10 protein-coding genes are annotated in these 15,576 nt (G+C 43.4%); 5 read left to right on the top strand and 5 right to left on the bottom strand.

All coding sequences use genetic code 11. From position 1 onward, the window contains the following. Window positions 1-33: 33 nt before the first annotated feature. The gene (locus L3V43_RS22505) at window positions 34-2,319 is read right to left on the bottom strand and encodes a family 20 glycosylhydrolase (RefSeq protein WP_237117439.1); all 2,286 of its coding nucleotides are present in this window, start codon (window positions 2,317-2,319) and stop codon (window positions 34-36) included. 226 nt (window positions 2,320-2,545) lie between these two features. After that, window positions 2,546-5,068, bottom strand: a complete 2,523-nt coding sequence (locus tag L3V43_RS22500) for a TonB-dependent receptor (RefSeq protein ID WP_237117438.1) — start codon at window positions 5,066-5,068, stop codon at window positions 2,546-2,548. 728 nt (window positions 5,069-5,796) lie between these two features. Between L3V43_RS22500 and L3V43_RS22495 the strand changes: the two genes are divergently transcribed. Beyond that, entirely contained in the window at window positions 5,797-6,435 is a 639-nt protein-coding gene (locus tag L3V43_RS22495) for a hypothetical protein (RefSeq protein ID WP_237117437.1), read from the top strand. A 121-nt stretch (window positions 6,436-6,556) separates the two neighbouring features. Here L3V43_RS22495 and L3V43_RS22490 read toward each other — a convergent pair whose 3' ends face one another. After that, entirely contained in the window at window positions 6,557-8,782 is a 2,226-nt protein-coding gene (locus L3V43_RS22490; protein WP_237117436.1) for an EAL domain-containing protein, read from the bottom strand. A 348-nt stretch (window positions 8,783-9,130) separates the two neighbouring features. Further along, on the bottom strand, window positions 9,131-9,475 hold the full coding sequence (locus tag L3V43_RS22485; protein ID WP_010603872.1) for a VOC family protein: 345 nt from the start codon (window positions 9,473-9,475) through the stop codon (window positions 9,131-9,133). Window positions 9,476-9,958: 483 nt separating this feature from the next. On the opposite strand from L3V43_RS22485, the gene L3V43_RS22480 reads away from it, so the two are divergent. From L3V43_RS22480 to L3V43_RS22470, 3 genes are read left to right on the top strand one after another with little or no spacing between them, the layout of a single operon-like run. After that, window positions 9,959-11,755 (top strand): glycoside hydrolase family 3 N-terminal domain-containing protein, encoded by a 1,797-nt coding sequence (locus tag L3V43_RS22480; RefSeq protein ID WP_237117435.1) that lies wholly within the window; start codon window positions 9,959-9,961, stop codon window positions 11,753-11,755. Between the two features lie 12 nt (window positions 11,756-11,767). Further along, complete coding sequence (locus L3V43_RS22475) at window positions 11,768-12,568, top strand: DUF1445 domain-containing protein (RefSeq protein WP_237117434.1); 801 nt, start codon at window positions 11,768-11,770, stop codon at window positions 12,566-12,568. A gap of 9 nt (window positions 12,569-12,577) precedes the next feature. Further along, window positions 12,578-13,306 carry a 5-oxoprolinase subunit PxpA gene (locus L3V43_RS22470; protein WP_237117433.1) on the top strand — a complete coding sequence of 243 codons (729 nt, stop codon included), beginning with the start codon at window positions 12,578-12,580 and terminating at the stop codon, window positions 13,304-13,306. Between the two features lie 240 nt (window positions 13,307-13,546). Here L3V43_RS22470 and L3V43_RS22465 read toward each other — a convergent pair whose 3' ends face one another. Further along, the gene (locus L3V43_RS22465) at window positions 13,547-14,629 is read right to left on the bottom strand and encodes a hypothetical protein (protein ID WP_237117432.1); all 1,083 of its coding nucleotides are present in this window, start codon (window positions 14,627-14,629) and stop codon (window positions 13,547-13,549) included. Window positions 14,630-14,826: 197 nt separating this feature from the next. Between L3V43_RS22465 and L3V43_RS22460 the strand changes: the two genes are divergently transcribed. Next, window positions 14,827-15,360 carry a GNAT family protein gene (locus tag L3V43_RS22460; RefSeq protein ID WP_237117431.1) on the top strand — a complete coding sequence of 178 codons (534 nt, stop codon included), beginning with the start codon at window positions 14,827-14,829 and terminating at the stop codon, window positions 15,358-15,360. The last annotated feature ends 216 nt before the right edge of the window (window positions 15,361-15,576 follow it).

The raw sequence follows: 15,576 nt of genomic DNA, 5'->3' as shown, positions 1-15,576 counted from the left end.
CTAATTACGTATTTAGTATTAGGGCTGGTGTGATTAATATACCGCTATTTCATCGATATACAGGGGAAGTTTGGGGATTTGAATATCGTCAGATTGCTTACTATTAATGGCCACCACCTTTAAAAAGCGCACACTTACAGGAGCAAACGACAACACCGACATGGGCCCACGCGGATTATTAACCTCAGCTAACGTTTGCCACTGCTGTTTATCACTTGAACCCAACACTTGAATATGTGTTGGCGGGTGCAGTTGTCTATGTCGCCCGCTGTCAAAGCCCAGCTTAACCTGCTGCACTTGCGTTGACGCATCTAAGTCAATAACCGCCTCAAGATCGGTATCGTAAAAAATCGCATAATCATCAACGCTGTAAAATTGATCATAAGCAAATTGACCATCCTGCAGCTTAGTCGCAGAGCCTTCGGCAGCTAACGAGGCAAGCGTTATTTCTTTTCCAAGTGCTAAATGAGGTGAAAGCGTTAAACGCGCATCGCCTACCAATTGCCCCAAATCGCTTACATAACTGCGGGCACGAAGCTGCGTTTCGTCAGTTATCACTAGTGGCTTTTGATATTGCTGCGATTGCAGCGTTGGCTCGCTGCCGTCTAAGGTATAGTAAATAGCCGTGTCGGCAATTTCAGAGGTAATGGTGGCGACGAGCTGCTGCCCGTTAATCTCGCTTGAAATAATAGGCTTATGGCTACTATAAGCGGTATTGAGGTGCATCTGCTGGTAGCGTTTTATAAGCCCGGGTAAACGATATTGGCTGTAATCAGACCACGACTTTTGTGTTTTATTCGACCACAATGTTTCGGCCAGCGCACTCAAGCGCGGAAACAGCATATACTCGGCATGACGAGGTGTTTTTATATATTCAGTCCAAAGTGCCCCTTGCGCACCAATAATAAAGGCTTGTTGCTCAGCAGTTAAGTGGCTGGGCTGTGGCTCATATTGATAAACGTTTTTTAGACTTGAAAGCCCGTGGATGGCTTTGGGCTCGTCAAGATTGCGCGATTGATAGGCATCAAAATAAATATATTGATAAGGACTCATGATCACCTGATGGCCCATTTTTGCAGCTTGGATGCCTCCTTCCGTGCCCCGCCAAGACATGATCACGGCGTCTTCCGCTACCCCTCCTTCTAATATTTCATCCCAACCAATCACCGTTTTACCAAGATTTTGGACGATTTTAGCGACCCGTTTAATAAAATAGCTTTGCACCTGCTCAGGTGTGGTTAACTGATGCTGTTGCATCAGCTTTTTCACCTCGGGGCTTTCTAACCACTGCTTTTTTATCACCTCATCACCACCAATGTGGATATATTGGCTCGGAAATAGCTCGGCAACCTCTTTGTATACAACAGCAAGAAACGCAAACACGTCTTCACGGGGACATAACACATCTTCAAAAATACCAAACTGCGGCTGTACCTTTACTGCGCGCTGGTGGCAAGATAACTCGGGATATGCGGCAAGCATCGCACTGCTGTGCCCCGGAATATCGATTTCAGGGATCACTTCAATATGTCGCGCCTGCGCGTACTCAATCACTTCCTTAATTTGCGCCTTGGTATAAAAGCCCGATACCGTTTTATTATCAAACAGTGGTTGATAATCATAGGTATGGCCAACCACGGTACGAGGCCGTGTTGCCCCAATCTCGGTTAGTTTAGGGTATGCATCAATGGCGATTCGCCAGCCTTGATCATCGGTTAGGTGCCACTGGAAGACATTGAATTTATGCATCGCCAGCCAATCGATATAACGCTTCACGAACGCCACATCGAAAAAGTGCCGACTTACATCTAAATGCATGCCACGGTATGAGAATCTGGGCTGATCTTTTATTTCTACCGCAGGTATTGCCCAATTTGCCTGATTGATAGGCATACGCGACTCTATCTCAGCAGGGAGTAATTGTCGCAGTGACTGCATCCCCCAGAATAATCCGGTCGCAGTATTCGCTTGTATTTCAACCCCTTCAGGTGTAACGCTCAGCGCATATCCCTCTTGAGATAGCGGTGCATCGACAATCTTAAAGGCAATACTATTTTTAGTTGTACTATCAGCCTGAGACACTGGCAACTGATAGCCCGTAGGCGAGCGCAAAAAGGTCGCTAATTGCTGCGCAACGCGTTGAGCTTGCTGCTGGTTAAAGGTAATTTTACTGTCATGGGTAAGGTTAAAGTGACCATTACCAACACTAGCACTCAGTGGTTTTGGGGTGATCTGTAGCGCTGCACAAAGTGGTGTGAGCAACAAAGAAAACAGTAATAAACTGCTTTGCAAAAATGTATAAAAGACACTCTGGTTCATAAATAACTTCCTGAGAAAAGCCCGCTTTTAGCGGGCTTGAGTGAACTAATGAGCACTGGGCAGTGTGCAAATTAGCAAGGGAAATACAGGGTCTAATGACCTTTGCTATTTAATTTTTGTTCCCCTGAGTGAGTTTTGGTCACGACGGTCGACTTGCTACATAGTGGGCTGAGCAAAAAGTTAAGCAACAATGAACTAAGCGCACTCAGGTGAACCCGATTAGGCCCTAAAAATTCAGCGTCAGCGAGGCGCTGATGGTGCGTCCTAAGATCGGCCGAGCATAGTAATAGTCGTATCCTGCTTGAACATCGTTAATGGCCCGCGGGTTTCCTTCGGTTAACCCGAGCTCATCACTAATATTTGTCGCTTTCACATGCAGCGCAACCGCGTCGGTAAAGCGATAATTCACCCCCATATCGATTGTGGTGTAGGCAGGGAGCTCAAACTTATTCTCCCCATCTGAGTAACGCTCCCCTAAATGGTGAATAGTTAAATAGATATCACCATCGTCAAAGTAGTAGGTTGGCGTTAACCTAAGCTGCACTTTGGGTGTGCGCTTCACTTGCTTGCCTTCCCAATGTGCAAATGCTCCGGTAAATCCTTCCATTTTTGGGTCTTGCAACACGCCAGTCAGCTCAAGCTGTAAATTGTCATGCGCCTGCCACACTGTTTCAAACTCAAGACCATCGGTGACAGTGTCTATCGTTTGATTCGCCACTTCACCATCGCTGCCGGTAAAATTACGTTCCACTAAGTCATTAAATTTAGTTCTAAACAAGGTCAGTGATGCGCCAATTGAATCACCAGCATAGCGAGCACCCAACTCGCTAAAGGTTAGATTAACGCTGTCATTAAAGTCGGCATCAACCCCTGAGTGAATATTCTGACCGAAGCTCATTAACCTTGGCATTTCGAAGGCGTCGGCATAACGACCAAATACTGACACATCATCCGAGAAGGTATAATTGAATCCCACCGTCCATGCGGTTTCGGTTTCGCTACGAGTTTTTGACAGGAATTTGTTTGACGGCATATCGACGTAATTGTTGGCAAGATTGTTATCTATGTCATTACCAGCGCTGTCAAAAGCGCCCGCAACAGGCTGTGCAAATGTGGTTGCGGAGGCGGTGCTATCTAGCTCCAACCACTCAATCCGTACACCACCGTCAATACGAAGGTTATCGGTTGCTTGATATTGTTCATTAATAAATAAAGAGTTGGAAGTACTGGTACCAAAAGCGGTTGCCTGACCCCAACCAGGAGCATAACCTGTTGAGCCATGGTCGGTTAGTTGACCAACCACTTGCTGATTGCTGTTAACTGCAACAATATCGAGTAATCGAGCATTGTCTTTTACTTCCGTTAAAAACTGCGATTCCCATTTATCAACTGGCAAGGAATCCGCATCTACATAGGCAAATAACCACCCGATGGTCAGCGTGTGCTGATCACCTTCATAGGTGAAATTGAGCTTATTAACAAACTGCTCAGCATCGTAGCGCGAATAAAGCGGGTAGCTTGTGGTGACTAAGCCATTTCCGTTTAAATTGCTAACATCTGTCAGTATTTCACCACTATCGACATATCGGTACCGTGCGGCAACGGCGCCATCACTGGCAAACTGGTCCAGCATATTTTGCACATCTTGCTGCCCAAGTCGGGTATTGGCATTGACGAGCGTCGAGTTATCGAAGTTAAGCAAAATATACATGTCGTTTTCAAACTGTGAGTAACGGCCAGCTGTATTGAGTAGCCAACGGTCGCTTAACTCCCAATCTAAGTGATAGCCTAGGGTACTAAACTTGGTATGCTGCCCATCTTTAAGGTCTCGTGTTTTATAGCTGCCATCAGGCTGTAAATAGTGTAAAAAGCGCTGACCATTACCAATCAAGGTGCCATGCTGTGGGTCAACACCAGCAATGCCTTTAGGGTCGCTTTGATCTCTTAGCGGAATAGGCACAAAGAAAGTGGTATGGTCATTGAGGTGTTTGGCAGACAGCGTGAGTTGGCCTTTGTCGAACTCACGCACTAAATTGAGTCGAAGTTGGCCGCCGTGATCTGCGGTAAACTCTGTGTCTCTTACGCCATCAGAACGACGATAAGAGCCACCGATCGACATTTTCCAGTTGTCACTAATGGGCGTACCATAAAAGAACTCGCCGCGATACATGCCGTAATCGGCAGCGGTTAAGCGGATCGTTGCTTCTTCAATGTCATCCGGTTTACGGGTAATAAAGTTTACTAACGCCGCAGGGCCATTGGTAGTAAGTAGACCTGAGGTGCCCCCACGAACCGCTTCCATATGTTCAATCGTAATATCTTGACGCTGATAAAAATCAACCCAAACGCCGTCGTACACCACAGGTAGCCCGTCTTCTTCAACGCCGATGTAACGGAAGCCTTCACCGCCACGTAGTCCTCTAGGCGCAACATTATTGTTGGTTTCACCACCTGAATCTTCAACCCAAAAGCCTGGCACGCTTTCCAGTAGATCCGCCGTACCTAGCGGTGCTTCTCGCGCCAACTGCTCAGCGTTTAATGTGGTCACTGAGACCGATGATTCCAATTTAGTCTGGCCGCGCCCACCGCTGCCAGTCACGACAATTCGCTCAAGGTCGAGTAGTTTCTTTTTTTCTGTAGTTTCTTGCGTCTCTTTCGCTTGTGCAACCGCAGTGTGCGAACCCAATAACGCGCCACTGATAGCAAGCGCAATAAGATGTTTGTTATAACGAGATGTATTATTGCTCATGGTATTCCCTTCATTCTTGTTGTTGGCAGAGCAAGTGAGTGAAGCTCTGTAAATCTATAAACGAACGAAGGGAAAGTTTTAGGAATATTTTTTTAGCTAAATTGATTTACCAAATGTTAGTGCGTACTTAAACATTTCTGTACCCAAATTATTTTTGGTTTAAGGTTTGGCGCTTAGTCTATTTAAATATTTTTAAAAATATAAAATTAGTGAAGTAACTTTTTGATACTAATAGATAAAAAATGATATCGCCAAAAATTATTGCTTCACTCTAAAAAATTACTGTAGCCTACCATTTGACAATTGCAATTTATAGAACTATACCCGATAAACTCATAAGGATAGAAAAACTCCTTGATGAGCTGTCCCACGCGTGCATATAAGCAAGGTAAAAGATTTTCCATAACATGCAGATTTCAGTGGGGGTTTAACCCGAAATTTTGTACAATTTACGATAAGGAATTCTTTTATGAAAGTATTATTCACCTTAACTATATTAGTATTCAGTGCCTGTGCATTGGCAACTCACACTACAAACGAGCCCTCCGTTCAAGCTAAAGCTGAACTAGATAGTTTACTAATTAAAAATAACCAACCAGCTAGTTTAAACTTGTTGTCATCTAGCAGAACTCCTCCTTCATGTGACTGGAGTGAGTGTGTTGATAATTGTGATGAAGCCCGAAAAGATTGCCTAAAAGGTAGCAATTCTTCTAATTGCGGTCCTATTTATGAGCGTTGTAAAAAACGCTGTAACAAGCGCTGTAAATAGGGGCTGGAATTATAAAATGATCTATATAGGATATGGTATATTTGCTCTAGTACTGGGGTATTTTATTGGAGCTTCAAATACCCCAGTCGTTGCTTCCTTCTTTGCTATTGTCGCAGCTTTATTAGGGACTATTTTTGGAGTTATTAAGATTGAGGTTAATTCACCTAATCAGAAAAAACTTAACTTGCTGGGCATATTAATTTCAATATTTTCAACATCATTACTCATCGGCGCAATCATTGGGGAAAAATATAGAAACTATGAAACACCAATAAAACAGAAAATAGTTCCATGGGAGGGAAGACAGGCTCCTTCTAATACATATGAAGCGCTCGACTGGATAATAACAGCTAAGAAGCTCTCAGCACTTGGTTATAATACAAGTCAGATAGCAGAGTTATATGAAATTAGATTAGTTGAGAAAGCAAGGTTAGAAAGAATCATTGCTCAAGAAAAAGAAAATAGAAATGATTATTATCCATCTGAAAATACAGTTATATATAACCAATCAAATCCATTTCACACCATGCTTCCAGATAATTTAACAGCACCGAAAAAATCCCCTGCAAGAGGCCCTGCTAGTGAGACAGACAATTAAACCTACTTTGTCTTCGCATCAGAATCTACATGTTCCAATCCAGAAATTAAGCGGTGTTATGCATTTAGCAGATGATGCACTCGGGGCTTGAATTTGCGTACCATTAAAGAAACCGTTAAATTTAGTTTTGACCTAATCTGCGCCGTTCTATACTCATATGGGTACTGAGAATCGGGGTGATCTCTGACTCTGGGGCGGGAGCAAAAAGGTGGTTGCCTTGAATAAGGTGACAGCCATTGAGATTAAGAGACTTAGCTTGCAACGCGGTCTCAACACCTACCGCTACACATTCTACATCCAAGCTCTTTGCCATCTGTACAATCAATTTTGCAATATCATTTTGTGAGGCAACCGATTGAGGGGTCGCAAGGAAAGCCGGTGGAATTTTAATGGTTTCAAACGTAAGTTTTTGCAAGTACAGCATGCTGGTATGCCCAACACCAAAATGATCAATTGAGATCCGCATACCAGTTTGCTCTAATTCCGCCATCACTTCCGGTGCTTTATCAAGTAGCTCTATCAGGTCAACTTCTTTGATTTCTATTTCAATTTGCCGAGATGGCAACTGATGTTGCGCAGCCTGCTCCATAAAGTTTTTTATTACAGTTTTATTGGTGAGTTCAGCAAGCGAAAAATTAAAGCTAACCACGAGATTATCGTACTCGTAAAACCATGTTTTCATCGCCTTGAAAGCTTGTGTTCTGAGCTGTTGCCCAATTTCTACCATCAGATCGCCATCACATGCCGCTTCAAAAAAGTCTTCAGGTACCAACAATTGTTCATCTTGCTGCCACCTTGCGAGCACTTCAAGTTTTTTAATCTTGCGGGTATGCGCATCGACAATAGGCTGGTAATAAGGAATAAACTCTCGATTATCTAACCCCTGAATGATCCGACTTTCTTGCACTAAGCGCTGCTCCGATTCGTGATCTAGGCGTGCGTTATAAAATTGAAACTCCGTTTGTGTGGCTTTTTTAGCTCGATACATTGCGGTATCAGCATGCTTTAACAAAGCTTCCGTGTTGTCACCATCATCAGGGTAAATTGCAACGCCAGCACTCACCGTGGCTTTTAGACTAACTTGGCGCAAACAATATTGTCCATTAACGCTACTCAATACTTTACACACCACCTTACGTACATATTTTTTATCTTGGATCCCGTCAATGAGTAACACAAATTCATCGCCCCCCATTCTGGCAACGGTGTCACATCCTCGAATTTGCTGAGTTAATCGGCTCGCAATTTCTTTGAGTAATAAGTCGCCATAATCGTGCCCCAGTGAGTCGTTGATTTTTTTGAATTTGTTGACGTCAATAAATACCAAAGCAAATTGGTGACTCATGCGCTTGGCTCGTTTACAAGCCTGCACTAAACGGTCATGCAGCAATAAGCGATTGGGTAGCCCAGTTAATGCATCGTGATGAGCAAGGTGATTCATTTTTTTCGCCATCAATCTCGACTCTGTCACATCTTGAAAGACCATTACAGTGCCAAGGTAGCTGCCATCTTTAGCTATAATAGGAGAGAAGGAATCTTGGATAGCAAAGGTAAGACCAAGATGATTGGTGATGGAAGTGAGTTCAGGTAAACAAATGGTATGGCCTTGCTTTAGGCAAAGTTCAGGGAATTGATTCACCGAAGCTTTGGTTTCTTCGTGATACATAGACATCACATCATCAAATCGCCGCCCGACCACTTCTTCATTTAACATCGCGAGAATGGCTTCTGTGACTGGATTAATATAAGTGATCACGCCATTTACGTCTGTACAGATCACGCCATCACCAATAGAGCTCAGCGTCACTTCGAGCAATTCCTTTTCTTCTTCTAGTGCTTGAGCGAGGCGGTTTTCTCTGTTGCTAGTATTAAAATAACAGAGATACCCTGTAACGGTATCCGCGACTTTAATTGGTAAAGTAACAGGACTAATAACTTTGCCACTGTGTTTAGTCGTGCAATTACCATAACTTTGCATAACAAGCGCTTCGAACATGCTTGTTGCACCACTCTTCCCCTCACTATGGATGTTACCGCTCACCGCGATTAAATTTTCAAGTTTTAACCCTATTACTGTGCTGCCAACACCCAGTATGGATTGCATTTGGACATTGGCTTGTAGAATAACGCCATCGCTGTCTAACACCGCTTGTGGCACGGTAGAGTCATCATCAACCATAATCTTTTTAGTATCTTGAGCTTGCCACCAAAGCAGTGCTACAAACAAAAAAACTAAAGCGATGATGATGATAAAAGTCACTGGTGACAGTAAGAATAGGCCCAATTTATCGGCCATAAGCATGGTTAAGGAGAGTAAAATACCAACAACTAAGAATATCCGTCTCATTGCCTAATCAAACCTAAGTATGGTGAAGATGCATTTAGCGGTGTTTTGTAAAATGATTGCCCTTGCTATCGGCACTTCTACGCTGAATCTAAACTCGTTAGATAAGTCTATCGGCTGATTACGCAGTAAGCAGGTATCAAACACAAAGAGATGTTTGCATCAGTGTTTAATAACTATTGTTCACAATAGCAACGAATTCAAGTTTTTATCTGTTCTGAAAACGAAAGATTATTGCAGCAAAACTTCAGTATTTACGTGTGCTGTAAAGGGGCTTTACAGCACATCGCCTGGTTATTTAAGCTGAGGTTTGAATAAGGAATATGTCAACTAATTATTTTTAAACTCAAGTTATTTAGACCACACCGCAAATTCATTGCCGCTCGGCTCAATAAAGTGAAAGCGACGACCGCCAGGAAATTCAAATATAGCCTTGCTTATCTCTCCGCCCGCTTGCTCTACTTTGCTTTGCACGGCTTCCAATTCATCGCTGTACAACACTACGAGCGCTCCACCTTGCGCTTGTTTAGAAGACACATCGGCTCGGAAAAAGCCGCCATCAAGGCCTGAATTTGCAAACGCAATATAATCTGGCCCGTAAGATTCAAATTGCCAATCAAACACCTGCTCGAAGAAAGCTTGTGTTGCTACTAAGTCTTTTGCTGCTAATTCTACATAGTTTATATGGTTGTTCATTTTTTATTCCTTTTAAAATCTGTGCTTCATTTATGCTGTTATCGCCTAGGGCCTGTTGACCTTTGCTGTTTGATTTTTGTTCTTCTGAGTGTGTTTTGGTCGCGACGCTCGACTTGCCGCCTAGTAATCTAGGCAAAAGTTGAGCAACAATGAACAAAGCGCACTCAGATGAACCCAAAGGGCAGCACTTGATTAGCATTTCTTCTGTGTTGCCCCACAAGGATGTGGGGTAAGGTGACTTTGCAGGAGCACAAAGTCTTTATCGCCTGACTTACATAGAATGACTATGCTACGCTGGCTCTGCCTTGTATAAATACCAATCAAACTGCTGCAAAAACAAACTTGAAAGAGCAACAGGCCCTAATAGAAAGCATTTTGTAGTCGCTTCTAAATCAGTGTTAAAGTGTAGGCAATTTTATTCAGCGTTTATTATTGATTGTGCGATTATTATCTCTGCTCACTACTTTAGGAACTATCACATTCATGAGTTTCATCACTTCAGCTCACGCAACAGCAGCACAAGTGCCACTGACCACTTCGCAAATGCTTGGACAAAAGCTTATGCTCGATTTCCGCTATTACTGCGGTGAAAGCAAAAGGCCAAGTGGAGATTGTAGAGCAGCGATGACAACTTTACCGCCTGAGCTGTCCGAATTAATTAGTAAATATGACATCGGTGGCGCTATTTTGTTCGCCGAAAATGTGCAAAACACCGCGCAAATCGTCAGTCTAACCAATGCTTTGCAAAGTGCGGCACAACAAAGTAAAAGTCAACTTCCTTTATTTATTGCCATAGATCAAGAAGGTGGCCGTGTTGCGCGAATAAATCGTGAACAAGCAACGTCGTTTACCGGCAATATGAGTATTGGAGCAACCTATCCAAAACAGGGTGATACTTACGCAACCAAAGTGGCAAGCGCAATTGGAAAGGAGCTAAATAGCTTAGGGATCAACGTAAACTTCGCCCCAACGGTAGATGTGAACAGCAACCCGAACAACCCGGTGATAAATGTGCGTTCATTCTCGGAAAATCCAAAAGTGGTCGCCAAATTAGGTCTTGCTCAGGTAAAAGCATTTGAGGCCGCAGGCGTTCTCTCTGCGCTAAAGCATTTTCCTGGCCACGGTGATACACATGTTGATAGCCACACGGGACTACCTCGCGTTGATCACGACCGCGACAAAATTAACCAGCAAGATTTATTGCCCTTTGCCGAGATAATCAAAGCATCGCCTCCTGGCATGATAATGACCGCCCATATTCAATATCCGGCGCTCGACAACAGTAAAGTTGTTAACTCTCAAGGTGAGAGCATGATAAGGCCCGCGACTATGTCTTATCAGATCATGACACAACTACTGAGACACGAGTTGGGATACCAAGGCGTGACCGTCACCGATGCGCTAGATATGGCTGGGATCAGCGACTTTTTTAATCCAGTCGATGCGACAATTGAAACGTTTAATGCCGGCGTGGATATCGCGCTAATGCCTATTGCTATTCGCAATCGTGCAGACATCAAACGCTTTGAGCAATATATGGCTCAGCTAGCTAAAGCACTGGATACCAATAAACTAAACCAAGAACAACTTAGCAGTTCTATGGCGCGTATCGCTAAGCTCAAGACAAAGCTGCCGCAATCGAGCGCTTCTTTGGCCATTGCCAATTCAACGCTGGGCAATCCAAGCCATCGTCGTTTAGAAGCAGAGCTTGCACTAGCAGCTATCACCGAAGTAAAAAACGATGGTGTATTGCCGCTCAGAGGTAACGCTCAAGTTGTTCACCTTATCATGCCTGACAGACAAAAATGTTTTGCACTAGAGCAAGCGTTACAAACATACAGCAAAAACTCGCTCACACTTTCTTGTACAAGCCTACAAGCCTACGACCCAAACATTGCACATGATGCAATTAAACAGGCCGATGTGATAATCGCCGCACATGCATCCCCACCACAAAGTGCGGTAGAAATTGGCGGCATGGACGATGTAAAAAAGTTACGAGAGCATGGGGTGGCGCGTAATGTACAACCTGAGGCGCTGAAAGCATTACTGCAATATGGTCAGAAACTGGGTAAAAAGCAGCTATTTATCAGCCTAAGAGCACCATACGAAATTAGTACCTTTGGCCCTCTTAGTAACGCAGTATTAGCAAGTTATGCTTATAATGTAGACGTAAATCATGATAAAAAAGTAGCTGGGCCTGCCTACACGGCGCTGGCCAAAGTGATTTTAGGAATAGCGAATGCGGAAGGTTCACTGCCTGTTACAGTAAACCACTAATTGGAGGAATCTATGGATCCCAGTGCTTCTTTAAGTGCACCACATGCAATAAGAAAATTGATCAAGGATGGTGATTATACGGGCCCTACTAAAGGGTTCGTGCCTGGGTTCACACAGTGTAATGTGATTATTTTGCCACAAAGCGAAGCATATTCATTCTTTCGCTTTTGTGAGAGTAATCAATCTGTTTGCAAGCTAATTATTCCGCCCAGCGAGCCGGGTAATTTTAACTTTGACACTTTGGGGAAAGATATAGACATTCGCTACCACCTCCCCAAGTATCAGATTTTAAAGCATGGCCAGCTCGCCCAAGAATGCCATAATATAGAAGAGCACTGGCGCGACGATTTAGTTACCTTTGCTTTTGCCAGTTATCTTTCTTTTGATAACTTACTCGCGCAGTATGGAATAAACCCGCCATCAGCGAATCCAACCACGCCTTTACCACTCTACATCAGTAATTTGCCTTGCAACTCAGTAGATAAGTACGAGGCGAATCAAATATTGGCGATGCGCCCATTAACCAAGCAAAATCTTATTAGTGCCATTCAAGCGGCAACACTGAGCCGACTTCCCTATGCGTTGCCACTTCATTTTGGTGAACCTAATGAGGTCGGTATCAAAGATCTTAGCAAGCCCAATTTTGGCGAGCCATTGATTTGTAAAGAGGGCCAGCTTCCGGTTTTTTGGGGTTCCAGCCTAACAGCTCAGTTAGCCATAGCAAAAGCGGCACCTGAGTTTTGTATTATGAATAGTCTACACCATTTATTGGTGACAGATAGACAAGATTTAGAGCTTGCAGTAGCGAAGTAGGAAATAAGCATGTTATTAAATTGCGACTTGGGTGAAAGCTTTGGCGCTTGGAAAATGGGGTTAGACGAACACGTAATGCCACATATCGACATGGCCAATGTCGCTTGTGGTTTTCACGCAGGAGATCCTGATGTACTCGCGCAAACACTAAAGCTGGTCAACACACATCAAGTGACGCTTGGCGCACATCCAAGCTACCCAGACCGCCAAGGGTTTGGCCGCCGCTCAATGCAGCTCTCTGAGCAAGAGATCATCAACGCCTTACATTACCAAATTGCCGCAATTGAAGGGATGGCAAAGGTGCAAGACTTGACGCTAAGTTATGTAAAACCACACGGCGCACTTTATAACGATATGATGAAGTCACAAAGGATATTAAGCTGTGTTATCAAGGCCATTTCACACTATCCAAGTGAGCTTAAGTTGATGGTGCTAGCCACTGCGCAACAAACAAGTCACCAACAACTCGCCGATGACTATAATGTATCACTGATTTTTGAAGCCTTTGCCGATAGACTGTACACCGATGAAGGCTTACTGACTCCCCGCTCTGAAGCGGGCGCAGTGCATGACAAATCAGCGCTACTTGCGCAAGTTAAGCAATTACATCAGCAAGGCAGTGTTACAACTGCAAGCGGGAAATCACTTGCCTTACGCGCCGACACCTTATGCGTTCACGGTGACAACGAGGCGAGCATTGCCTTAATCGAAGAAATAAGAAACGTGATAAATCAATAATTTGTGATAGTCTGGCGGTACATGTTTAATAAAACAGAGTAGTTGAATGTCAATACCACAACAAACTAGTCCACTCTCGAAAAACCATACACTTACGAGTGACGATTAGTTAAAAAGGCATTAAACATACTGCGTTTAATGCCTTAGATCTTTAGCAAAAGCTCATTCAATGGTAAAAGGTGTGCCTTATCCAATCAAGACGGTGCCATTTATCAAAGTCTACAAGCTCAAAATGCTAAGCTAACACTGATTTGGCACCAAAAACTCCTGACGTAAACAGCTCCAAGGTGTGCAAGAGTAAGCAGTCACACGCTTAGTGCATAACCGACTAGGATCTCCACCAGGAGGATCGTAATCACCAGGGGGTCTTCCAGGAACAGTTACACTTTTCTCTGCTATTGAGTCGATGTATTCCTTCATACACTCACTCACGTTAGGCTCTTTAGTTAAATCTACTTTTTTCAAAGACCAGTATTCTAACGATAGACCATCGATTCTACTAACACCTCTTGCCACTTTAAAATCAAGCAGAAGCTTATTCTGGGTACCTATAGTATATTGCCCTTTATATGTAACATCAAAAACCAACCTGTTGTTCTCATCCCAAACGGTATTGGCGTGAACTTGTCTTTTGTTATGGGACAATGAGATATTTAAACCTAGGCCTCGCCTTAACTCTAAATTAATCCCCCCTCCAGCCAATCTGGTTTCCGTAGTATAGTCGCTCCAATTTTGCCCGTTCATGTCCGCATACACCTTAGCAGCCAGCTGATTGTACAGTTGCTCCTGGGCTCTGGTTGATTTTAAATATTTACTTGGATGCCCGGCGCATTGGTCTCCATCGGTTAGCCGCATAGGACCTATCAAAGTTTCAAGACTCTCACGAGTAGTAAAACCCGAATTCTGATTTAAGTCTTGTCCTGGGATTGAAAAGTTACTTACACTATAAAATTCTGAATCTAGTTCGTAAAACTTATTAAGCATGGTGATTTCATCATTACTTAGGGTTAAATTATTAACGCGAACTATTTTCTCAAGATGACCGTTAGGTATAGATTGAACTCGGAATTTATAACTTTGTCGAGCAACAGGGTTAGCAATAATAAATGTTTTTGCTGAACCATCACACACTTGATCATCGACACCTGGTATTGTTCCTGGTTCATTATTCCAATAACAATGTAGTGGCGGCGCTTTTGATCTTGCTAAGTTTATAGCTTGTTGTTCAGTACATGTATCACAAGAAAAAGTGTCCACTACTGCAGCTTGTACATTGCAAGCCCCTAATAAGAGTGCGGCCCCTATAACTTTAAAATTTATCACATTTACTCCTTTAAGTGTTTAAAATGTATGTATGCGTCAGAAAAAATCCAACACCCAAAACGTACACAAAAAAGAAACAAAAAGCAAACAGAAAAGAAACAACCACAAGTCAATCACAAGTTGAGGTTAGTACATTTTGTGGTTAGCATAAAGACTAAACTAGAATACTCCAGCTACGGCAAATAAAAGTTAGAATAATGATTCAAATAAATACGAGTAGACTTACCTTAAGACCTATACTTAATACAGATTGGTCGCTTTGGGCAGAACTTCATCAACAACCAGATGTCATGCGTTTTGTCGGTGAGATTACCGATGAAGCTACGCTGCGTGAAAAGTTTAACCGTGGTTTAAGCGCCGGACTTGGGCAGTGGCACAAAGAAGATAACACCTGGCTCACCTTAGTGATTGAAGAAACGGCCACAGCGACCCCAATCGGGCTACACGGATTTTTAAGTATGTGGGCCCCATTTCAACAGGCCGAGTTAGGTTTTATGCTCTCTCCCAAATTTCAAGGAAAGGGTTACGCCCTTGAAGCTTCTAAAGCCGTCATTGATTTTGCCTTGCACGAATGTAATTACCACAAGCTCATCGCCACCGTTACCCAAGGAAATCATGCCTCTCACCATTTACTCAAAAAACTAGGATTTGAGCTTGAAGGCACGCTAAAACATAACTTCCAAATTAACGGTGAGTGGGTAAATGACGAGAAGTTTGGGTTGCTAAAGTAACCTGAGCTTCGGATAATTAATGCCTTTCTAGCAGCCAGTTTTAGCGCTAACTGCGTTGAATTCACTTCCAATAGCCAGCTATTGGTGCGTAAATTTGCCTTGCCTACAAGGATGTAGGTACCAGGGCGGTAGCAGGACGCGAGAGCGGAGTTATCCCTAAAACTCTCTGGCTAGATAAGAAGATAGTTTAAGGTGATTAAAAAACAATGAGTTAGC

Origin of the sequence: Pseudoalteromonas sp. L23, assembly GCF_021728455.1 — a bacterium.
Lineage (GTDB): Bacteria > Pseudomonadota > Gammaproteobacteria > Enterobacterales > Alteromonadaceae > Pseudoalteromonas.
This window is presented reverse-complemented; position numbering and strand designations above follow the sequence as displayed.

Coding starts and splice junctions, on each gene's coding strand:
- L3V43_RS22460 (WP_237117431.1), top strand. CDS start 14,827: ATGATTCAAATAAATACGAGTAGACTTACCTTAAGACCTATACTTAAT.
- L3V43_RS22500 (WP_237117438.1), bottom strand. CDS start 5,068: ATGAGCAATAATACATCTCGTTATAACAAACATCTTATTGCGCTTGCT.
- L3V43_RS22495 (WP_237117437.1), top strand. CDS start 5,797: ATGAGCGTTGTAAAAAACGCTGTAACAAGCGCTGTAAATAGGGGCTGG.
- L3V43_RS22485 (WP_010603872.1), bottom strand. CDS start 9,475: ATGAACAACCATATAAACTATGTAGAATTAGCAGCAAAAGACTTAGTA.
- L3V43_RS22475 (WP_237117434.1), top strand. CDS start 11,768: ATGGATCCCAGTGCTTCTTTAAGTGCACCACATGCAATAAGAAAATTG.
- L3V43_RS22480 (WP_237117435.1), top strand. CDS start 9,959: ATGAGTTTCATCACTTCAGCTCACGCAACAGCAGCACAAGTGCCACTG.
- L3V43_RS22470 (WP_237117433.1), top strand. CDS start 12,578: ATGTTATTAAATTGCGACTTGGGTGAAAGCTTTGGCGCTTGGAAAATG.
- L3V43_RS22490 (WP_237117436.1), bottom strand. CDS start 8,782: ATGAGACGGATATTCTTAGTTGTTGGTATTTTACTCTCCTTAACCATG.
- L3V43_RS22505 (WP_237117439.1), bottom strand. CDS start 2,319: ATGAACCAGAGTGTCTTTTATACATTTTTGCAAAGCAGTTTATTACTG.